The organism is Prevotella scopos JCM 17725, assembly GCF_018127785.1.
Classification (GTDB): domain Bacteria; phylum Bacteroidota; class Bacteroidia; order Bacteroidales; family Bacteroidaceae; genus Prevotella; species Prevotella scopos.
This window is the reverse complement of record NZ_CP072390.1, coordinates 1,400,921-1,421,742: the sequence shown is the minus strand read 5'-3', so window position 1 is coordinate 1,421,742 and position 20,822 is coordinate 1,400,921. Positions and strand designations below refer to the sequence as shown.

Genomic DNA, 20,822 nt, shown 5'->3' with positions numbered 1-20,822 from the left:
TCTTTTTTCAAAGAAAGCTGAAAATAAAAGCTGCATACAGTAAAACTTAATATGAGAGTTGGTTGTAAGCAGCTTTGTTGGTTAAAAAATAAAACCAATTATAGCCTTCTGTAGCCAATTATCTTGGTTAAAAAAATAAATTTCCACTTATATATTATAAGGTTATGCGATTTTTTAAGTATCTTTGCATTTCAAAGTTCATAGGGGCATTGTGTCTTCTTGTGAATTTACTCTTTTGATAATTAATAATAAACTAAATATTTAACATCAAAGATGAAAATTTCATTTGAGAATCCCGACAAAGTGAATGGTTTGATGACCATCCTCGTTGAGGAAGCTGATTACAAGGATGAGGTTGAGAAGACTCTCAAAGATTACCGTAAACGTGCCGACGTTCCTGGTTTCCGTAAGGGTCAGGTGCCTATGGGCTTGTTAAAGCGCCAGTACGGTCCACAGATTAAGATGGATGCTATTAACAAACTTCTTGGTGAAAACCTTCAGAAATATATTGCTGATAACAAGATTCAGATGTTAGGTCAGCCAATGGGCTCTGAGTCACAGGAGCCAATAGACTTGGAGAAGCCAGCTCCTTACGAGTTCAAGTTTGATATTGCTGTTGCTCCAGAATTTAAGATTGAGTTGAATGGCAAGAACAAGATTGACTATTACGAGATTGCTGTTGATGACAAGTTAATCGATCAGCAGGTTGAGATGTTCCAGAGCCGTTCTGGTCACTATGACAAGGCTGAGGTGTTCGATCCAGAGCAGCGTGATATGTTGAAGGGTGACCTCCGTGAGTTGGATGAGAATGGAAATACACTCGAGGGTGGTATCACCGTTGAGGGCGCATCATTGATGCCACAGTACATCAAGGTTGAGGATCAGAAGAAACTCTTCGATGGTGCTAAGCTTGGTGATATCATTATCTTTAACCCAACAGCAGCTTATCCTGATAACGATATTGAGGTTTCTTCACTTTTGAAGATTAAGAAGGAAGAAGTTGCTGAGCATAAAGGTAACTTCTCTTATCAGATTACAGAGATTTCACGCTTCGTTAAGGCTGAGAATAATGCTGAACTTTGGAAGAGTGTTTATGGTGAAGATGCTGATATCAAGGATGAGGCAGCTTTCCGTAAGGCAATTGCTGATGGTTTGGCAGAGCAGTTAAAGGGTGATTCTAACTACAAGTTTATTCAGGATCTCCGCGCTTACTGCGAGAAGAAGGTAGGTGAACTGACTTTCCCAGACGCTATTTTGAAGCGTATCATGTTGGCAAACAACCAGGATAAGGGTGAGGAGTTTGTAGAGAAGAACTACGCACAGAGTATCAAGGAGTTGACATGGCACCTGATTAAGGAGCAGTTAGCTAAGGATCATGGTATCAAGGTTGATGATAACGATGTTCGCGAGAGTGCTCGTCAGATGGCACGTGCACAGTTTGCTCAGTATGGTATGACTAACGTACCAGAGGATTACTTGAATGGTTATGCTGATGAGATGCTGAAGAAGCGCGAGAACATAGACTCATTCGTTGAGTCAGCTCTTGATCGCAAGCTCGCAGAAGCTATCAAGGAAGTTGTAAAATTGAACGTTAAGACCGTAAGTCTTGAGGAGTTTAACAAACTTGTAAGCGAGTAATATTTTTAGAAAAATCTTCCTTTATATATAGAGGTTATCGATTTTTTTGCTTATCTTTGCTTTAGATATGCAGGCGAATGTCGCTCTGAGTGGCATGGTGTTTGTATAGATGACAATGATAAGAGAGGTCGATAACCTCTATTTTTTGTCATATATAAATTATAAGAAAGGAAAACAATGAACGATTTTAGAAGGTATGCTACAGGGCATCTTGGGATGAATGGTATGGTGCTTGATGACGTGATGAGAGCACAGGCACAGTATCTAAACCCATATATCCTAGAGGAGCGTCAGCTGAACGTAACACAGATGGATGTCTTCTCACGTTTGATGATGGAAAGAATCATCTTCCTCGGGACGCAGGTAGATGACTATTCAGCCAATACAATTCAGGCACAGCTACTTTATTTGGATTCTGTTGATCCAGGTAAGGATATCTCTATTTATATTAACTCTCCTGGTGGAAGCGTAACAGCAGGCTTGGGTATCTATGATACTATGCAGTTTATTTCAAGTGACGTTGCGACGCTCTGTACAGGTATGGCTGCGTCAATGGCTGCCGTATTGCTTGTTGCAGGTAAGGAGGGTAAACGTTCTGCCCTAAAGCATAGTCGTGTGATGATTCATCAGCCATTGGGTGGTGTTCAGGGTCAGGCTTCAGATATTGAGATTGAAGCACGTGAGATTCAGAAGTTCAAGAAGGAACTCTATACAATCATTAGTGAACACTCTCATCAGTCTTTTGAAAAGGTATGGAACGATAGTGACCGTAACTATTGGATGACCTCTGAGGAAGCTAAGGAGTACGGAATGATTGATGAGGTTCTGATGAGAAAACCAGTAAATAACACTTCGGAAGAAGGAGTAAAGTAAAGGATAATAATGCCCCAAAAGAAATGTAGTTTTTGTGGTCGAGGTGAAAAGGAGGTGAAACTTCTTATCACTGGCTTGAATGGCTATATCTGTGAGGATTGTGCACAGCAGGCTTATAATATCGCCATGCAGACAGGTGTGCTGTCACAGGGTCAGGATGGCGAGGAGAACACGTTTACGCTAAAGAAAGTTCCTAAGCCAAAGGAAATCAAGAAGTATCTTGACGAATATATCATAGGCCAGGATGAAGCGAAACGCTATCTAGCTGTAGCCGTTTATAACCATTATAAGCGTCTCCAACAACCTAAGGACGATGATGGTGTAGAGATTGAGAAGAGCAACATCATTATGGTTGGTTCGACGGGTACGGGTAAGACATTGCTTGCACGCACCATTGCCAAACTCCTTGACGTACCATTCACGATTGTTGATGCTACCGTCTTCACCGAAGCTGGATATGTAGGTGAGGATGTGGAGAGTATCCTTTCACGTCTTTTGCAGGTTGCAAACTATGATGTGGCAGCAGCAGAACGTGGTATTGTTTTTATCGATGAGATTGATAAGATTGCACGTAAGAGTGATAATCCAAGCATAACACGTGACGTGAGTGGTGAGGGTGTACAGCAGGGTTTGTTGAAACTTCTGGAAGGAACCATGGTGAACGTACCACCAAAGGGTGGTCGTAAGCATCCTGATCAGGATTACATACACGTTGATACGCGCAATATCCTCTTCATCTGTGGTGGTGCTTTTGATGGAATTGAGCGTAAGATAGCGCAACGACTGAATACACATACAGTCGGTTACAACTCTGTTCAAAATGTTGCAAAGATTGATAAGAACGACCTGATGAAGTATGTTCTTCCTCAGGACTTAAAGTCATTCGGTCTTATTCCTGAAATTATTGGACGTTTGCCAGTGCTAACTTATCTTAATCCGCTTGATCGTGAGGCGTTACGTAGAATTTTGGTTGAACCCAAGAACTCTATTGTGAAGCAGTATATTAAGTTGTTTAAGATGGATGGTATTGAACTAACTTTCACTGAACCAGCACTTGATTATATCGTAGATAAGGGTGTAGAGTATAAGCTCGGTGCCCGTGGATTGCGTTCAATTGTTGAGGCGGTAATGATGGATGCTATGTTTGATGTGCCATCACGGCGTATTAAGTCATTTGAAGTGACTGAAGATTACGTTCGTCAACAATTAAACAAAGCACATATTCAGAAATCGAATACAGTCTCATAAAACCTATAAATACAGCCTACTGATGTGAAGATCAAGTCGCATCAGTGGGCTGTGTTATTTCTACAGAACCGTAAAGGATCGGAATATATCCAGCTATTAACATGACACAAGAAGTCAATCTTACCGAAAAACTAAAACACTACTTTGGCTTTGATAAGTTCAAAGGCGACCAGGAAGCAATTATTCGTAATCTTCTTGCCGGACATGATACTTTCGTATTGATGCCAACTGGTGGTGGCAAGAGTCTTTGCTATCAGCTTCCCTCATTAATTATGGAAGGAACGGCAATTGTCGTTTCTCCGCTCATTGCATTGATGAAGAACCAAGTGGATGTCATCAATGGAATCAGCGAGGAAAATGGTGTGGCACATTATCTCAACTCATCGTTGAAGAAAGCAGAAATTGATAAGGTTCGTTCAGATATCGTTTCAGGTCGTACAAAACTGCTCTATGTTGCTCCAGAGTCTTTGAATAAGGAGGAGAATATGGAGTTCCTGAAGTCAGTCAAGATTAGTTTCTACGCCATCGATGAGGCACATTGTATCTCGGAGTGGGGACATGATTTCCGACCAGAGTATCGTAAGATTCGTTGTGCTATCGAAACGATTGGCACTGCTCCTGTCATTGCTTTGACAGCAACGGCTACTGATAAGGTGCGTACGGATATTGTACGTAGCTTAGGTATTGAGGATTGTGCCGAGTTCAAAAGCTCTTTTAATCGTCCAAACCTTTATTATGAGGTACGTCCGAAGAAGGGTGATGACGATACGAATAAGCAGATTATCAAGTTTATCAAACAGCATACAGGCAAGAGTGGTATCATCTATTGTCTTTCACGTAAGAAGGTGGAAGAGTTAGCTGCTATCTTGCAAGCTAATGATATTAAGGCTGCTCCTTATCACGCAGGACTCGATTCTGAGACACGCTCTAAGACACAGGACGACTTTCTCATGGAAGAGTTGGATATTATTGTGGCAACGATAGCCTTTGGTATGGGTATTGACAAACCAGACGTACGATTTGTCATCCACTATGATATTCCGAAGAGCCTTGAAGGCTATTATCAGGAAACAGGACGAGCAGGACGTGATGGAGAAGAAGGCATCTGTGTTGTGTTCTATTCTAAAAAAGACCTTAATAAACTGGAGAAGTTTATGGAGGGAAAGCCTGTTGCTGAGCAAGATATCGGTCGTCAATTGTTACAAGAGACCGAAGCCTATGCAGAATCATCTGTCTGCCGCCGTAAGATGCTGTTACATTACTTTGGTGAAGGCTATCCAAAATGTAACTGCTCAATGTGTGACAATTGTTTGCATCCAAAGACAAAGATAGAAGCTCAGAAGCAACTTCTCGTCGTTCTTCAAGCTGTGAAGACATTGAAAGAGAACTTCCGGCAAGAGTATGTTATCGATTTTGTGCGCGGTAGGGCTACTGATGATCAGAAAGATCATAAGCATGATGAGTTGGACGACTTTGGAGAGGGCGAGGATGAGAATCCTAAGATTTGGAATCCTGTGATACGTCAAGCACTCTTGGCAGGTTATCTGAAAAAGGATGTTGAAAACTATGGTTTACTAAAACTTACTGCTGCTGGTAAACGATTCTTGAAATCTCCAGAATCGTTTATGATAGTTATGGATACCGAGTTCAGAGAGGAAGATGAGGATGAAGACCCAATGATGGGTACGGCAGTTCTTGATCCAGAACTCTTCTCTATGTTGAAGAACCTCCGCAAGAAGATTGCACATAAGTTGGAGATTCCTCCTTACGTCATCTTCCAGGATGTCTCATTGGAACAGATGGCTATGATGTATCCTATCAACGAACAAGAATTACAGAATATCCAAGGTGTCGGTGCTGGTAAGGCAAAACGTTACGGAAAGGAATTCCTTGAGTTGATAAAGCAGCATTGTGAGGAGAATAATATTGAACGTCCAGAAGAGTTACGAGTTAGGACGGTGGCTAAGAAGTCTATACAGAAGGTTAAGATTATCCAAAGTATTGATCGTAAGTTACCACTTGATGATATTGCATTAGCTGAAGGCCTTGACTTTGATGATTTGCTGACAAAGATAGAAGAAATCGTATATAGTGGAACAAAACTCAATATCGACTACTTCCTAGAAGATGTGTATGATGAGGATCAGGTAGATGATATTTATGATTACTTTATGGAAAGCGAGACTGATAGCCTCGATGCTGCTATGGAAGAGCTTGATAGTGACTATAGCGAAGAAGAAATTCGTCTTGTACGCATTAAGTTCTTGTCAGAGATGGCTAACTAATACAACACATCATTATTAATGGGTGTATAGCTCTTTATCTGTAGGGATACACGATTTGTGTATCCCTACAGTCTATAACCGAAATCCTTTTAATCTACAAACTGAAAGCAAACCTCTGAGTCTTAATCTATTTATTGTTAGTCGCAACTCCTTTATAAATCTTAATAATGTAATTAATTTATTCCATTTATTTGTATATATGTAATCTATTTATTACCTTTGCTTATGGATAAAGTTGTAAGAGAAGTCATCTACTCACCAGAGTATGAAGCCTATTATGCAGGCTTGGATTCAAAAACTAAAGAGAAATACGATTATGTGGAGCATATTATCAAGACACAAGATGTCGTAAAGAAGAATTATGTGAAGCATTTAGAGAATACAGACCTTTATGAGGCACGTATTTCCTTGGGTAGTAATGAGTATCGCACAATTCTGTTTGCGGTGAATGCTACCAGTTTTATGCAAGCAACAAAGATCTTGTATCTTAATTCTTTTTTGAAGAAAGATACGAAACAATATAAACGTGAGATAAGCAAGGCTTATAGATTGTTGGAAAATTATATGGAGGAATAAGATATGATAAAGTTAGATGAAAATAAGTTAGCAAAGTTACGCACCTCTTCTGAACGCTTAACAGAGAAATATGGGGAGCCTGGATCGCCTGAACGGGAAGAGTTTGAGGCACGTGCCAAGGCTTACTATTATGCAGAACTGCTAAAGGAACAGCGCAAGCAGCAGAAGATGACGCAGCAACAGTTGGCGGATAAGATAGGTAAGAAGCGAGAGTATATCTCGAATATTGAGCGTGGAAACAGTGATATGCAACTTTCTACTTTTATGCAGATTGCGAATGCTTTAGGACTTCGTTTTGCTTTAGTGGTAGGATAGTTTCGCTGGTGAAAAGTAGCAAGTAGAGTTCGTTTCGGCAATATATTGCAAGGTGTTTAGCACTCAGCACTAATGGTGTTTACCAACAACACGACGTGTGCGGAGCGTTAGCACGATATGTGCGGAGCAATAATATGTTATCTGAAGATGGGAATATAGAACGCTAATGGTCAGTATAACGAATATTTTAAGACGATGATGGCAAGCTAACATGGGAAGTGTTTACCAGAAAGTTCTTAAGATATTTTTTTGTTTTCCATGTAGCTAAATCAATAAAGAGGCTGAATCAGAAAGTGGTCAGTGATTAATGAAGAGTGGTACGAGTTTAGTCAATTCTTCGATTAAACCTTTTGACAAATGCCTATGGCGTGCATTTCTACTTCTGATTCAGCCTCTTGGCTATTTATAATGTTTTTGTATTATTCTGCGCAGCTCTGTGACTTTGTAGCAACGAGCATCCAAACTGTCTTTTCCTGCTCTTTGAGGAAGTCGCTTACCAATGAAACGGTTGTATCATCGTGTGCATCAGAAGCTAGTTCGATGATTCTACGCTCACGTGCAATCAGTGTCTTATAGTAGTCTAAGAGTAAATTAACTGCCTCTTTGCTGCAACTAACAACGTCAGCCTCTTTGATTTCTGTGACCTTTAGATATTCACTGAAGCGGCTCTCTGGAGTGCTGCCTAACTGAAGGATTCGCTCTGCTACCTCATCAACCTTCTCTGCAGCATCGTTGTAGAGTTCCTCATACTTGCTATGCAATACAAAGAAACCATGTCCCTTTACGTTCCAGTGGAAATTGCGGAGATTGCTGTAGAATACTTGAAAGTCTGCCAGTAAAACTGAAAGCTCGTTTACTACGTTCTGTACCTTCTTCTCGTCTAATCCTAATAAATCTAATGTTCTCGTCTTTAATATGTTTTTAAGTTGTTGTTTCTTGTTTACGAGTGCAAAGTTAGTGAGTTTCTCAATCTGCTACAACAGATAAATTCTATTCACTCATTGATATAAACTGTATGTGCTTGTTATTGGCTGATAATAAGGTTGTTATTGCCGATATGTTAGCTTTTGTAAAAAATGAATTCTTGCTGGTTATTTTACCGTCATGGACGAAAAGTAGGGAACATGTCAAAGAATAAATATTAAATACTTTTAATAAGGTGTGAGAAAAACCGGAAAAAGCCAGTCTGTTTGATATTTAATTGCTAAATTTGCATGCAATAAATTTCTAAAATACAATTATGTCATCATTTGTTGCAGACAAAATCGCGATGGACGGCTTAACCTACGATGACGTCCTTTTAATTCCGGCTTTTTCAGAAGTCCTGCCTAAAGAGGTGGTGTTGAAAACCAAGTTTTCACGTAACATTGATCTTAATGTACCTTTCGTTACAGCAGCTATGGATACCGTTACGGAGAGCTCTATGGCTATAGCGATCGCACGTGAAGGTGGTATCGGTGTGATACATAAGAACATGAGTATCGAAGACCAGGCGCGTCAAGTTGCTATTGTGAAACGAGCTGAGAATGGTATGATTTATGATCCTGTTACTATCCGCAAGGGGCGTACTGTGAAGGATGCGCTTGGTATGATGGCAGACTACCATATCGGTGGTATTCCTGTAGTCGATGAGGAGAATCATCTCGTGGGTATCGTTACCAATCGTGATCTCCGTTTTGAGCGTCACTTGGATAAACTTATTGACGATGTGATGACCAAGGAGAACCTTGTTACAACTCATCAGCAGACTGACCTTATAGCAGCTGCGCAGATTCTTCAGGAAAATAAGATTGAGAAATTGCCAGTAGTCGATCGTGAGAATCGTCTCGTCGGTCTGATTACTTACAAGGATATTACCAAAGCTAAGGATAAACCAATGGCATGTAAAGATGAAAAGGGGCGTCTTCGCGTTGCAGCTGGTGTTGGTGTGACCGTAGATACGATGGAACGTGCTCAAGCGCTTGTCGCTGCTGGCGTTGATGCTATCGTTATCGATACTGCACACGGACACTCTGCTGGTGTGATTGGTAAGCTTCATGATGTGAAGGCTGCTTTCCCTAATCTTGATGTTGTTGTAGGTAACATTGCAACAGGAGAGGCTGCAAAGTTCTTAGTTGATAATGGTGCAGATGCTGTTAAGGTTGGTATCGGACCTGGTTCTATTTGTACTACACGTGTCGTTGCAGGTGTAGGTGTGCCACAGCTGACTGCTATCTATGACGTTTTCAAGGCGTTGGATGGGACGGGCGTACCATTGATTGCCGATGGTGGTTTGCGTTACTCAGGCGATGTTGTTAAGGCTTTGGCAGCAGGTGGCAGCAGTGTGATGGTAGGTTCATTGGTTGCTGGTACAGAAGAGTCACCAGGTGATACTATTATCTTCAATGGACGTAAGTTCAAGAGCTATCGTGGTATGGGGTCATTGGAAGCAATGGAACAGAAGAATGGCTCACGTGATCGTTACTTCCAGAACGATGTCGGTGATGTTAAGAAACTCGTTCCAGAAGGTATTGCTGGCCGTGTCCCTTACAAGGGAACAGTTCAGGAAGTCATTTACCAACTCGTTGGTGGACTTCGTTCAGGTATGGGCTATTGCGGTGCAGCCTCAATCGAAGGCTTGCATGATGCTAAGTTCACTCGCATTACCAATGCTGGCGTGTTAGAGAGTCATCCACATGACATCTCAATTACCAGTGAGGCACCAAACTATTCACGTCCAGAATAATAAATAGACGACAAGTAATCCGCCCTCTTCCTTGTTTTCAGGGGAGAGGGTCCCTGCGTTAAAATAATAACAATGAAATTCAAAGCGTTTTTGTCAGTTCTACTGCTATCTACAACAATGGCATATGGGCAGTCTGACCCTATAATAATGACCATCAATGGGCTGCCAGTGAGCCGTTCTGAATTTGAGTATTCGTATAATAAGAACAATACCGAAGGCGTGATTGATAAAAAGAGTGTAGATGAATATGTTGACCTCTTTATCAATTACAAACTAAAAGTTCAAGCTGCTCTTGATGCGCACCTTGATACACTTAGCTCTTTTAAAAAGGAGTTCCTAAGTTATCGTAACCAGCAGGTACGTCCAACCTTTATCACTGATGCTGACGTTGAGGCTGAAGGTCATAGACTTTATCGTGAAGCACAACAGCAGGTAGAGGCTAATGGTGGTATGTGGAATTGTGCACATATCCTTATCGGAATAAACCAGAATGCAGGGAAAGAGGCTCAAGAGGCAGCAAAGCAGTTAGCTGATTCTATTTATAGCGTCCTTAAAGGTGGGGCTGATTTTGCTCAACTCGCAAGGAAATATTCCACAGATATTAATTCTGCTATGAATGGCGGTGAGTTGCAACATCTACAGAGAGGGCAGACTGTACCGGAGTTTGAGAAGGCTTTATTTGCTTTGAAGCCAGGTGAGGTAAGTGCTCCTGTACTATCTCCTTTCGGTTATCATATCATTAAGATGGGTGGCCGTGAGAGTTTTCCAACGTATGATACGCTACGTCCAGATATCATGCAGTATATCGAGATGCGAGGATTGCGTGAGCAGATTATCGACCAGAAGCTTGACTCTCTTGCAAAAAGTGAAGGAAAGACGATTACACCGAATCAGTTGTTAGATAAAAAACTCGCTTCGCTAGAGGAGGAAGATGCAAGCATGAAGAATCTTATCCGAGAGTATCATGATGGTTTGCTAATGATTGAGATGAGCAATCGCGAGGTGTGGGATAAGGCTGCTAAGGACGAAAAAGCACTCGAGGCTTATTTCCGCAAGCATAAGAAACAATATAAGTGGACTGAACCACGTTTTAAAGGTATTGCCTATCATGTGAAAACGAAAGAAGATGTGGATGCAGTGAAGGCATGTGTGAAGAATGTTCCTTTCAATCAGTGGGCAGAGAAATTGCGTGATAAGTTCAATGCTGACAATACCATTCGTATTCGCGTAGAGAAGGGACTCTTTAAAAAAGGTGATAACGCATTGGTAGATCGTGATGTCTTCGGTGAGAAGACGACTGTAAAACCTGTAGCAGGTTACCCAATTGATGCCGTGTTCGGTAAGAAAATCAAGGCTCCAGAGGGAATGGAAGATGTGCGCGAAATCGTCGTCTCTAATTATCAGGAGGAACTTGAAAAAGCATGGATTGAAGCATTGCGCAAGAAGTATAAAGTAGTTGTTGACAAGAAGGTTCTTTCAACAGTCAATAAGCATTAAGATAATAAAGCATTTCAATGAAGATAAATAAAGGAAAGTCAATAGTCCTGTTCGCAGGTACAGTTCTTACAGCAATGGGGTTGCGTGCTGGTGCGTTCCGCACAAGTGGTCCCGTTGCTCTGACTGATACAGTGAAGACAGAGTTTGCAGCAGTAGATAAGCCAAATAGTGTTGTTGATGAGGTTATCTGGGTTGTAGGTGATGAGCCTATCTTGAAGTCTGAGGTGGAGATTATGAAGCTACAAGGTGAAGCTGAAGGAATGAAGTGGGATGGCGATCCCGAATGTATTCTGCCAGAACAGATTGCCGTTCAGAAACTTTTCCTACATCAGGCTGCCATCGATAGTATTGAGGTAACTGAATCGGAGATCGCACAAGGTGTAGATCAGCAGATAAACTATTGGATTTCTTTACCACAAATTGGTTCAAAGGAAAAGCTTGAGGAATTCCAGAACAAGAGTATGACGCAGATTCGTCAAGACCTGCATGATGATTATAAGAATCGTCAACTTGTACAGAAGATGCAAGAGAAATTGGTGAGCGACGTGAAGGTTTCGCCAGCTGAGGTTCGTGAATACTTTAAGAAGTTGCCAGTGGATAGTATTCCAATGATTCCTACAACGGTTGAAGTGGAGATTCTTACACAGACTCCAAAGGTTGAGCCGGAGGAGGTAAATCGTATTAAGAATCAATTGCGTGACTATACTGATCGTATTACGAAGGGCGAGACTTCTTTTGCAACCTTGGCTCGTCTTTACTCTGAGGATCCAGGTTCTGCTCGTCAGGGTGGTGAGTTAGGTTACATGGGACGTGGTATGCTCGACCCAGCTTTTGCAGCAGCGGCTTTTAATCTTACTGACCCAAAGAAGGTCTCAAAGGTTGTTGAGAGCGAATTTGGTTATCATATCATACAGCTTATTGACCGTCGTGGCGATAAGGTAAACGTTCGGCATATTCTTCTGAAGCCAAATGTTTCATTGGCTTCTATTGATGCTGCTAAGGAGCGTTTGGATTCTATTGGGAAAGACATCAGGAATGGTAAGTTTACCTTTGAGGATGCTACGGCTTATCTTTCTGATGATAAAGACACGAAGAATAACCACGGATTGATGGTTAACTCAACAGAGAACGCTCGCACCTCACGTTTTAAGATGAAGGATCTGCCAACAGAGGTGGCTCGCGTCGTTGATACAATGAAGGTTGATGAGATCTCACAACCTTTCCAGATGGTGAATGCTCGTGGAAAAGTTGTATGTGCTGTTGTGAAGTTGAAGGCTCGTGTACCAGAACATAGGGCAACGATAACAGAAGATTTCCAAGCTATGCGTGACATCGTGACAGCTAAACGCAGAAAAGAGGTTCTCCATGATTGGGTTGTAAAGAAGGTAAAGGAAACCTATGTGAGGATTAATCCTCGTTATAGAAATTGTAAGTTCCAATACGAAGGTTGGTTTAAATGATAATAAGCAACAAGTATAAAGATATATTTTGCGGGCATAGAATCTTAATAACTATGATTCTATGCCTGTTTGGGCTATGGCAATCCCAGTCACTTCGGGCACAGAATGTAACGGAGAAGAAGGGAGATAAGTTCTATATTGACCATGCTGATAATCTGCGTCATAACCAGTTGGAAATGCCTGATGTGATGATTGCAAAAGGCGATGTTCGTTTCCGTTATAAGGGAATGACGCTTAAGTGCGACAGTGCTTACTTTAATGAGAAGTCAAACTGGTTCAAGGCTTTTAGCCGTGTACACATTACTCGCCCAGGTGGTGTGAATCTTGATTGTCAACGCCTACATTATGATGGCTTTGCTCAGATGGTTCATGCACGTGGGAAGGTAGTCGTAAGAGAGCCTGGTAGGTCTCTTCGTTGTGATAGTTTGGATTATAATACAGCTTCAAAGGTTGCAAACTATTTTGGTGGACGTGGTACATTGGTTTACAATGGCAACACGGTTGTTGCTGATCAAGGTGATTACAATACGGAGACTCACGATGCTAACTTCTTTGGTAATGTCGTCATGTTTACGCCTAAGTATCGTATTACAACACCTGAAGCGCATGGTAACACTGAAACGGGTCTTGTTCATGTTATTGGTAAGTCGGTTATCAAGACTACTAAGGGCGAAGTTGTACATACCAATGATGGTACTTATAATAGCAAGACCGACCAGATGGAACTTAATGGACGCTCTACTATCACTTCCCCAAAGCAGGATGTTGAAGGCGATAATATTATCTACAATAGTTCTAATGGTGATGCTGAAGGTCATGGTAATGTAAAGATTGTAGATAAAGCAAACAATCGTACGATCATTGGTCAGGATGTTTTCTATAATGAGAAGACGGGACATAGCAATGCACGTGGCAATGTTAAGATTGATGATCGTAAGGCACAGCGTGTTATTACAGGTAATGAGGTGACTTATAATGCGAAGACGGGTTATAGCTCAGGACGTGGAAATGTGAAGATTGTGGATAAGTTAAAGCAGCGCACAGTGACAGGGCGTGACCTTACCTATAATAGTAATACGCACGAGGGAACAGGTGAAGGCAATGTTTACTATATCGATTATAAGGGGAAGCATGCTTTCTATGGTGACTACTTACATTATACTGACTCTGCAGCGATAGCCTTTGGTGGTAATCCTGGTCCTGTAGCTAAGGACTTCTCACAAGGTGACACGCTCTATGTTCATGCTGATACCATTAGTATGAAAGCTTTTCATATGAATACTCCACAGATGTATCGTGAGATATATGGCGTGAACAATGTTCGTGCTTATCGTACAGACGTGCAGGCTGTATGTGGCTTTATGGTGGCCAATACAAAGGATTCATGCCTAACGATGTATGATTACCCTATCGTGTGGAGTGGTACACGTCAGTTGGTGGGCGATTCTATTAAGGCATATATGAACGACTCAACCATCCGTCAGGCGTTTGTGTATGGCAATGCTTTCTCTATTGAAAAGCTTCCTGAAGCCAAATACTATAATCAGATATCCTCTAAGGATATGCGTGCCGACTTTGTCAATGGTGCTATTCGTCGTGTTGATGCTTGGGGAAATGTGGAAGTTGTCTTCTATCATACCGATAAAGATAGTACGCTTATCGGGCATAATTATACCGAAACCGATACCCTCAGGATGTTTATCTCACCTGTTCGAAAGCTACAGAAGATATGGATGTCGAAGTCGAATGGCGTTATTAGTCCAATGACACAGATACCACCAGACAAGTTGACACTGCCTCGCTTTGAACTTTTCGATGATGCACGACCTAAGGATAAGAATGATATATTCCGCCTTGCACCACGTAAGACGAGTGCAACCGTACGTAATTCGCGAGTATCTTTACCGCCTCGTCAGCAAATAGAATGACGTCTTTGGGTCTTATATACAGACCCATTTGGTGTTTTATTAAGTAATATTCCACAATAAATAATGCTATTCTTTCAATCATCACGCCCCCGTCGTTTCCATCATGAATATATGTATGTGGACGAACGTAAGGAACTGCTCAATGATATAGAGCAGCGTGCTCGGCGTGAATTGAATGGTGAAGAGGTGCCTGAGGGTGAGTATCGGGAGGAGTTACAGCGCAAAATTAGTGGTTCTCTGAAGCCAGAAGTGTTGCGCCATAGAGGTAATCGTTTTACGGCAATGTGGGTGTCATTGATTCTTTCGGCAGGTGTCATTGCTCTTCTTACCTTATTTTTATTTATTGCTTTATAGAATCATTCATGAGTGATATTATACAACTTTTACCAGACAGTGTAGCCAATCAGATTGCAGCCGGTGAGGTTATCCAGCGTCCAGCTTCTGTTATTAAGGAGTTGGTGGAGAACGCCATTGATGCTGGAGCAACGCATATTGATGTGTTGGTGGTAGATGCTGGCCGTACTTCTATTCAGGTAATCGATGATGGAAAGGGTATGTCAGAGACGGACGCACGCCTTTCTTTTGAGCGTCATGCCACTTCCAAGATTCGTAAGGCTGACGACCTTTTCTCTCTTCGTACGATGGGTTTCCGTGGAGAGGCACTGGCTTCTATTGCCGCAGTGGCTCAGATTGAATTAAAGACCCGTATGGAGAGCGAGGATTTGGGTACACACCTGTCTATTGCTGGCAGTCGCTTTACGGGTCAGGAGCCTTGTTCTTGTCCTGTGGGAAGTAATTTCTTGGTAGAAAATCTCTTCTTCAACGTACCTGCTCGACGCAAGTTTTTAAAGTCGAATACTACCGAACTCAATAATATTATTACTGCCTTTGAGCGCATCGTATTGGTCTATCCACAGATATCCTTCACACTGCACAGCAATGGTACAGAACTTTTCAATTTGCGTGCTTGTAGCTATCGTCAGCGCATCGTTGAGGTGTTTGGTAAGCGACTCAATCAGGATCTCCTTTCGATAGATGTGGATACAAGTCTTTGTCATATCCACGGCTTTGTAGGTAAACCAGAAGCGGCACGTAAGAAAAGTGCTCATCAGTATTTCTTCGTCAACGATCGCTATATGAAACATCCTTATTTTCATAAGGCAGTCATCACGGCTTTCGACCGACTTATCCCACAAGGAGAGCAAGTTCCTTACTTCCTTTACTTCGATGTACCAGCAGAGAATATTGATGTGAATATTCATCCGACAAAGACTGAGATAAAGTTTGAGAACGAACAGGCTATTTGGCAGATTCTACTTGCAGCTGTAAAGGAGGCTGTAGGTCGCTTTAATGATATCCCTTCCATAGACTTTGATACGGAGGGAAAACCTGATATTCCTGTGTTCAATCCCAATGTCGGAATGTCTGCACCAAAGGTAGACTTCAATCCTGCTTATAATCCTTTCAAACAGACATCTCAACCTGCTAAACCTTCTGTTCCAGATGGATGGGAAGAACTCTATGCAGACTTAGGTTCTGGTGGCGAAATCCGTCAGTCAAAACTCTTTGAACAAAGCGAGGGAGAGCTGGTAAGTAGTAGTATGGGTGCTGTGAGCAGTAGTTTGGAGGATGGGGCAATCATCCCTTCAGCAGCTACACAGCCTGTTGCAGAGTCGTTGATAGAAGACAAGGCACCTTCTCATTATCAGTATAAGGGCTGTTATATCATGACAGCTGTGAAGTCTGGACTTATGATTATCGACCAGCACCGTGCGCATATCCGTATCCTCTATGAGGAGTATTTGCGCCAGTTGTCTGAACATAAGGTACATTCTCAGAAGGTACTCTTTCCTGAGATGGTTCAGTTCTCCGTCTCTGACCAAGTGGTTCTCGATCAGATTCTACCCGAAATGGCTGAGATGGGCTTCCAACTCGATAGCCTTGGTGGTGGTAGTTATGCTGTTAATGGCGTTCCTGCAGGTATAGAAGGACTGAATGTAGTTGCGCTTATCAATGACATGGTAGCTTCGGCAATGGAGAGCGGAACGAGTGCTAAGGAAGAAATCGATCAAGCCTTGGCATTGAGTCTTGCACGCAATGCAGCCATACCACAAGGTCAGGTGCTGAGTAGTATGGAAATGGATAATATTGTCAACGAACTCTTTGCTTGCAGTAATGTCAATTATACGCCTTCTGGCGAACCTGTAATTGCGATTATGAAGCAGCAGGATATTGAGCATCTCTTCGATAGTTGATTGATTTTTCTTTCTTGTTATTAGCCTTATTAGCCGAATAGGGCTCATAGTTCGCTATAATCCTTTATTTAATTTGTTCTCAACGTTAAATAAATTGTATTTTTTAGAAAAAAACGACTATGATAGATTTTAATTATTATCTTTGCGAACAGACTTAGTATTGCTGGGAATCACTGTCAGCAATAAAGAAGTAGAATAGGTTAAGATCGTTAAATAATAAGATTATGAAAAAGTTATTGATAGTTTTGGCGTTGGCTGGTGTCTCTATGACCAGTTTTGCCCAAGATGAGGTGCCTACAGCGAAGTATAGCGTTGCTACCAACTCGTTCTGGAGCAATTGGTTCGTACAACTTGGTGCAGACTGGAACGCATGGTATTCTAACCAAGAGCATGGGCGTGATGCAGCTATTAGTCCATTGAAAGACTTCCGTTCAAAACCGGGCGCAGCTTTCGCTATTGGTAAGTGGTTCACACCGGGTATCGGTCTTCGTACAAAGATACAAGGTGTTTGGGGTAAGCGTGTCGGTGCTGACAGCAATCCTGCTTCTCAGCTCGATAACAGTAATAAGTATTGGATTGCGCAGGAGCAGGTGATGTTCAATTTGAGCAATCTTCTTTGCGGTTACAATGAGAACCGTGTTTGGAACCTTGTTCCGTTTGCTGGTGCTGGTGTTGGCCGTTCTATGTCAGCTAACCGTTATGCTATGGGTTTGAGCGCAGGTGTTCAATCTTCTTGGAAGGTGAGCAAGGGAATGCGTGTCTATCTTGAAGCAGGATGGAATCGCTATGAGGGTGACCTCGATGGAGCTGCATACGCAAACAATGAGCGTCGTGGATGGGAATCACACGACAATAACCTTTATGCAGAAATTGGTTTGAACTTCAATATTGGTAAGGGTACTTGGAAGAAGAGTCCAGATATGGAAGCTATCAATACACAGCATCAGGCAGCACTCGATGCACTGAATGCACGCCTTCAGGATGCAGAGGAAGAGAATGCACGTCTTCGCAATGAGCTGACAAACCAGAAGCCTGTTGAGACCGTGTCGGAGTCTGTGAAGCAGTTGGTGACAACTCCTGTTTCAGTCTTCTTTGAAATCAACCAGTCTACGATTGCTTCTCAGAAAGACCTCGTAAACGTACAGGCACTTGCGAAGTATGCTAAGGACAATAATAACAATCTCCTTGTGACTGGTTATGCTGACAGCGCAACGGGTTCTGCTGATTACAACCAAAAACTGTCTGAGCGTCGTGCAACAGTAGTTGCCAACGAACTTGTTAAGATGGGTATTGAGAACAATAAGATTACGACAGTTGGTAAGGGTGGAGTAGAGACCTTGTCTCCTATCTCTTTCAACCGTCGTGCAACGGTTCAGATTACGGAATAAGATAAGCTCAATCAAGATATTTCTTAAATGCAAGTAGGGATACACGAGCGTGTATCCCTACTTTTTGTTATGATGATGGGACTAATTGGGCTTATTTGGCTTATGGGGCTAATCCCCCCAATACCACTTCATTTATCATTGATCCTTTGTACCCTTCATAGTGTAAGCTATGGCTTAAACTCCTTCAGCAGCATGATAAGATGAACGGACAAGCGGTCCACTAACAACATGCTTAAAACCTTTCTCTAATGCTATCTGCTTATATTCAGCAAACATTTCGGGTGTGATATAGGCTTTAACGGGTAGGTGTTCGGCAGTAGGTTGGAGATATTGACCGAGTGTGAGGCGTTGGCAACCTGTTGAAAGGATGTCGTCCATTGTCTCTAAGATTTCTTCATGAGTCTCACCTAAACCAAGCATAAAACCAGTCTTGGCTGTGATGCCACAGTTAGCAATCTCTCTCAGCACTTCTAAACTACGTTCATAGCGTGCCACAGAGCGTACTGATGGTGTGAGGCGACGCACTGTTTCCATATTATGTCCTGCTACGTGGGGGTGTGTTGCCATGACTTGGCGTATGAGGTCTGCCTTCCCCATGAAATCAGGAATGAGCAGTTCAATCTTTGTGTCAGGGTTTAATCGGCGTATCTCTTCGATGGTCTTTATCCAGTGGGCTGCACCATAGTCGGGTAGATCATCTCGGTCAACGGAAGTAATAACGGCATAACGTAGCTTAAGAGCTTTCACTGACTCAGCTACACGACGTGGCTCGTCAGGGTTGAGCAGTCTGGGTCTGCCACTTAACGTGTTACAGAAACGGCACTTTCGAGTACAGATATCACCGCCAATCATCAAAGTTGCCGTACGAGCCATCCAACATTCCGAGCGATTTGGGCAGAGTCCACTCGTACAGATAGTGTTTAGATGATGCTTGGCAAGGATGCCAGCCGTCTCACTAGTCGACTTCTTCGATGTGAGGTCAATCTTCAGCCACTCTGGTTTCATCACGTGTGGCTCACGTCCGAAGAGTAGGCGGAGGAACTGTCGTAGCTTTAGACCACGAATAATCGTGGATAGATCTATGTTTTCCAACCTCTCTTCTACCGCCTCTCTCGTGAACTCACAGCCTTTAAGTAGGCTGAGGAAATCATGGTCGATATCGCCAAGAAGGAAGTAATCACCCACCATATTGATGCTTCCAATGATGTTATTCTTTAGTTCAATATGGGCTTCAAGTGTTCCGACACCTTCAAAACGATGCTTTCGAACGAGGAAGTATTTTGGATTTTTACCATAAACAAAGTTATCAGAAGATAGTTCTTTCTCTATCTCTGCAACTTCTTTCATGTCTTCTTCGGTTAGTTCGAGTACCTCAGTACCACACATTTCTTGTCGTACATAGTCCATAAAAGCCAAGATATCTAACTGTGTATAGGTCGCAACATTCGTCACTCGTTGTCTGACAGACGCTACACCTTTGCTTTGAAGTTTCTCTTTTGCAGGTGTGAGTGCATTAGAAAGGTGGTCAAGTTGGGTGTCAAAGAGTAGGGAGTTGTGCAGAACACTACGGTTAGACAGTTGATAGAAAGCACAACCCGATACCTTTGTTCCGTTAATGAGAATATCATTTCGACCCGATAACTGTGCGTCAATCTTCAGTCCTTTTAGTAAGTCTGCCATTCGTTGCATATAAGCAGCAAAGGCTTCATTGGCATTGACGGCACGTGAAATATAAGAGAATTGTATGCAACCCTTGTCGGCATAGATACATCCTCCACCACTTTTCCGTCTGAAAATATCAATCTTGTGTTCTTTGCAGTAGTCTGTATTGACCTCATTATCAATTAACTGATTGCGTCCTAACATCACCGTGGGGTTCACACGCCAGCCCATAAAGTAGTCGTCATCGGTATAATGCCGTGCTACATATTCTTCTACTGCAAAGTAGAAGGGTAGTTGATGAATGGTATCTGGTTTAGGTAGTAGGATATATTTCATCGTTGGTATTGATTGTTTATGGGAACAAATGTACAAATAAATTTACTAAAGAGAGAAGAAATTTGGGAAAATAGTGAGGAGGGTACTATTAGTCTTATTAGCCTTATTCTCCCAATAAGGCTAATAAGCAACTCTTAAAAAATACAAAAAGCAATCATCACTCTTATACTTTTTCGTACATTTGTAGTCGAATTTATCAGTTAAAAAATAAAGGTAATAGGTTATGTTTAAAAAACAATTAGTATCAGTAGCAGCCATAGCAGTACTAACAACAGGGGTTGCTTTCGCTGCAGTGCAGCAGGATAAGGTAATGTATAAGCAGCCAGATGGCACCTACGTTGTCAATACGACCAGCCTCTGTTCAAATGTAAAGGGATTTAAAGGTGCAACACCAGTAGAGGTTTATATCAAGAATAATAAGGTTGTCAAGGTTGAGGCTTTGCCAAACCATGAGGGTCCTAAGTTCTATGAGAAGGTGAAGCAAGGGTTATTCCCAAAGTTTAATGGCTTGAAACTATCAAAAGCTGCAAAGGCAGAGAGTATTGATGGTGTAACGGGAGCTACCTATACATCACGTGCTGTGAAGGAGAATATAGCTGCTGCTGTAGCTTACTATAAGAAGAATAAGTAGGGTAC

The 20,822-nt window shown here is 42.1% G+C and carries 16 protein-coding genes; 14 read left to right on the top strand and 2 right to left on the bottom strand.

What is annotated here, in order from left to right:
• The first annotated feature begins 273 nt into the window (after nt 1–273).
• The 6 genes from tig to J4856_RS11270 all read left to right on the top strand — a co-directional run bounded on the left by tig (nt 274) and on the right by J4856_RS11270 (nt 6,935).
• Nucleotides 274–1,638 carry a trigger factor gene (gene tig / locus J4856_RS11295; protein ID WP_025838520.1) on the top strand — a complete coding sequence of 455 codons (1,365 nt, stop codon included), beginning with the start codon at nt 274–276 and terminating at the stop codon, nt 1,636–1,638.
• A gap of 177 nt (nt 1,639–1,815) precedes the next feature.
• Nucleotides 1,816–2,511, top strand: coding sequence for an ATP-dependent Clp endopeptidase proteolytic subunit ClpP (clpP, locus tag J4856_RS11290; RefSeq protein ID WP_065367708.1), 696 nt, complete (start codon nt 1,816–1,818; stop codon nt 2,509–2,511).
• A 9-nt stretch (nt 2,512–2,520) separates the two neighbouring features.
• Nucleotides 2,521–3,759, top strand: a complete 1,239-nt coding sequence (clpX, locus tag J4856_RS11285; RefSeq protein WP_025838522.1) for an ATP-dependent Clp protease ATP-binding subunit ClpX — start codon at nt 2,521–2,523, stop codon at nt 3,757–3,759.
• Nucleotides 3,760–3,860: 101 nt separating this feature from the next.
• A complete protein-coding gene (recQ, locus tag J4856_RS11280; protein WP_065367709.1) occupies nt 3,861–6,044 on the top strand; it encodes a DNA helicase RecQ in 2,184 nt (727 codons plus the stop codon).
• 225 nt (nt 6,045–6,269) lie between these two features.
• Nucleotides 6,270–6,620, top strand: a complete 351-nt coding sequence (locus J4856_RS11275; protein WP_025838524.1) for a type II toxin-antitoxin system RelE/ParE family toxin — start codon at nt 6,270–6,272, stop codon at nt 6,618–6,620.
• A gap of 3 nt (nt 6,621–6,623) precedes the next feature.
• Nucleotides 6,624–6,935 carry a helix-turn-helix domain-containing protein gene (locus J4856_RS11270; RefSeq protein WP_025838526.1) on the top strand — a complete coding sequence of 104 codons (312 nt, stop codon included), beginning with the start codon at nt 6,624–6,626 and terminating at the stop codon, nt 6,933–6,935.
• 419 nt (nt 6,936–7,354) lie between these two features.
• Here J4856_RS11270 and J4856_RS11265 read toward each other — a convergent pair whose 3' ends face one another.
• Nucleotides 7,355–7,852: a Dps family protein gene (locus tag J4856_RS11265; RefSeq protein WP_044081146.1), complete on the bottom strand. Its 498-nt coding sequence runs from the start codon at nt 7,850–7,852 to the stop codon at nt 7,355–7,357.
• 323 nt (nt 7,853–8,175) lie between these two features.
• Between J4856_RS11265 and guaB the strand changes: the two genes are divergently transcribed.
• The 7 genes from guaB to J4856_RS11230 all read left to right on the top strand — a co-directional run bounded on the left by guaB (nt 8,176) and on the right by J4856_RS11230 (nt 18,188).
• The gene (gene guaB, locus J4856_RS11260; protein ID WP_025838530.1) at nt 8,176–9,660 is read left to right on the top strand and encodes an IMP dehydrogenase; all 1,485 of its coding nucleotides are present in this window, start codon (nt 8,176–8,178) and stop codon (nt 9,658–9,660) included.
• 72 nt (nt 9,661–9,732) lie between these two features.
• A complete protein-coding gene (locus J4856_RS11255) occupies nt 9,733–11,157 on the top strand; it encodes a peptidylprolyl isomerase (protein WP_025838532.1) in 1,425 nt (474 codons plus the stop codon).
• Nucleotides 11,158–11,174: 17 nt separating this feature from the next.
• The gene (locus J4856_RS11250) at nt 11,175–12,617 is read left to right on the top strand and encodes a peptidylprolyl isomerase (RefSeq protein ID WP_025838534.1); all 1,443 of its coding nucleotides are present in this window, start codon (nt 11,175–11,177) and stop codon (nt 12,615–12,617) included.
• A gap of 53 nt (nt 12,618–12,670) precedes the next feature.
• Entirely contained in the window at nt 12,671–14,545 is a 1,875-nt protein-coding gene (locus J4856_RS11245; RefSeq protein WP_065367710.1) for an OstA-like protein, read from the top strand.
• A 63-nt stretch (nt 14,546–14,608) separates the two neighbouring features.
• The gene (locus tag J4856_RS11240) at nt 14,609–14,899 is read left to right on the top strand and encodes a hypothetical protein (RefSeq protein WP_025838536.1); all 291 of its coding nucleotides are present in this window, start codon (nt 14,609–14,611) and stop codon (nt 14,897–14,899) included.
• Nucleotides 14,900–14,907: 8 nt separating this feature from the next.
• A complete protein-coding gene (mutL, locus tag J4856_RS11235; RefSeq protein WP_025838537.1) occupies nt 14,908–16,800 on the top strand; it encodes a DNA mismatch repair endonuclease MutL in 1,893 nt (630 codons plus the stop codon).
• A gap of 224 nt (nt 16,801–17,024) precedes the next feature.
• On the top strand, nt 17,025–18,188 hold the full coding sequence (locus tag J4856_RS11230) for an OmpA family protein (RefSeq protein WP_025838538.1): 1,164 nt from the start codon (nt 17,025–17,027) through the stop codon (nt 18,186–18,188).
• Nucleotides 18,189–18,362: 174 nt separating this feature from the next.
• Here the strand turns inward: J4856_RS11230 and lplA are convergent, their stop codons facing one another.
• Complete coding sequence (gene lplA, locus J4856_RS11225) at nt 18,363–20,186, bottom strand: bifunctional lipoate--protein ligase/lipoyl synthase (protein WP_072904684.1); 1,824 nt, start codon at nt 20,184–20,186, stop codon at nt 18,363–18,365.
• Nucleotides 20,187–20,409: 223 nt separating this feature from the next.
• Here lplA and J4856_RS11220 point away from each other — a divergent pair, with 223 nt between their 5' ends.
• Entirely contained in the window at nt 20,410–20,817 is a 408-nt protein-coding gene (locus J4856_RS11220) for an FMN-binding protein (RefSeq protein ID WP_065367711.1), read from the top strand.
• Nucleotides 20,818–20,822: the final 5 nt, after the last annotated feature.

What these genes read in the sequence shown, in the direction of transcription:
- lplA (WP_072904684.1), bottom strand. Translation starts at nt 20,186, where the DNA reads ATGAAATATATCCTACTACCTAAACCAGATACCATTCATCAACTACCC.
- J4856_RS11255 (WP_025838532.1), top strand. Translation starts at nt 9,733, where the DNA reads ATGAAATTCAAAGCGTTTTTGTCAGTTCTACTGCTATCTACAACAATG.
- J4856_RS11245 (WP_065367710.1), top strand. Translation starts at nt 12,671, where the DNA reads ATGATTCTATGCCTGTTTGGGCTATGGCAATCCCAGTCACTTCGGGCA.
- J4856_RS11240 (WP_025838536.1), top strand. Translation starts at nt 14,609, where the DNA reads ATGCTATTCTTTCAATCATCACGCCCCCGTCGTTTCCATCATGAATAT.
- J4856_RS11270 (WP_025838526.1), top strand. Translation starts at nt 6,624, where the DNA reads ATGATAAAGTTAGATGAAAATAAGTTAGCAAAGTTACGCACCTCTTCT.
- clpX (WP_025838522.1), top strand. Translation starts at nt 2,521, where the DNA reads ATGCCCCAAAAGAAATGTAGTTTTTGTGGTCGAGGTGAAAAGGAGGTG.
- guaB (WP_025838530.1), top strand. Translation starts at nt 8,176, where the DNA reads ATGTCATCATTTGTTGCAGACAAAATCGCGATGGACGGCTTAACCTAC.
- J4856_RS11250 (WP_025838534.1), top strand. Translation starts at nt 11,175, where the DNA reads ATGAAGATAAATAAAGGAAAGTCAATAGTCCTGTTCGCAGGTACAGTT.
- J4856_RS11275 (WP_025838524.1), top strand. Translation starts at nt 6,270, where the DNA reads ATGGATAAAGTTGTAAGAGAAGTCATCTACTCACCAGAGTATGAAGCC.
- mutL (WP_025838537.1), top strand. Translation starts at nt 14,908, where the DNA reads ATGAGTGATATTATACAACTTTTACCAGACAGTGTAGCCAATCAGATT.
- tig (WP_025838520.1), top strand. Translation starts at nt 274, where the DNA reads ATGAAAATTTCATTTGAGAATCCCGACAAAGTGAATGGTTTGATGACC.
- clpP (WP_065367708.1), top strand. Translation starts at nt 1,816, where the DNA reads ATGAACGATTTTAGAAGGTATGCTACAGGGCATCTTGGGATGAATGGT.
- J4856_RS11220 (WP_065367711.1), top strand. Translation starts at nt 20,410, where the DNA reads ATGTTTAAAAAACAATTAGTATCAGTAGCAGCCATAGCAGTACTAACA.
- J4856_RS11230 (WP_025838538.1), top strand. Translation starts at nt 17,025, where the DNA reads ATGAAAAAGTTATTGATAGTTTTGGCGTTGGCTGGTGTCTCTATGACC.
- recQ (WP_065367709.1), top strand. Translation starts at nt 3,861, where the DNA reads ATGACACAAGAAGTCAATCTTACCGAAAAACTAAAACACTACTTTGGC.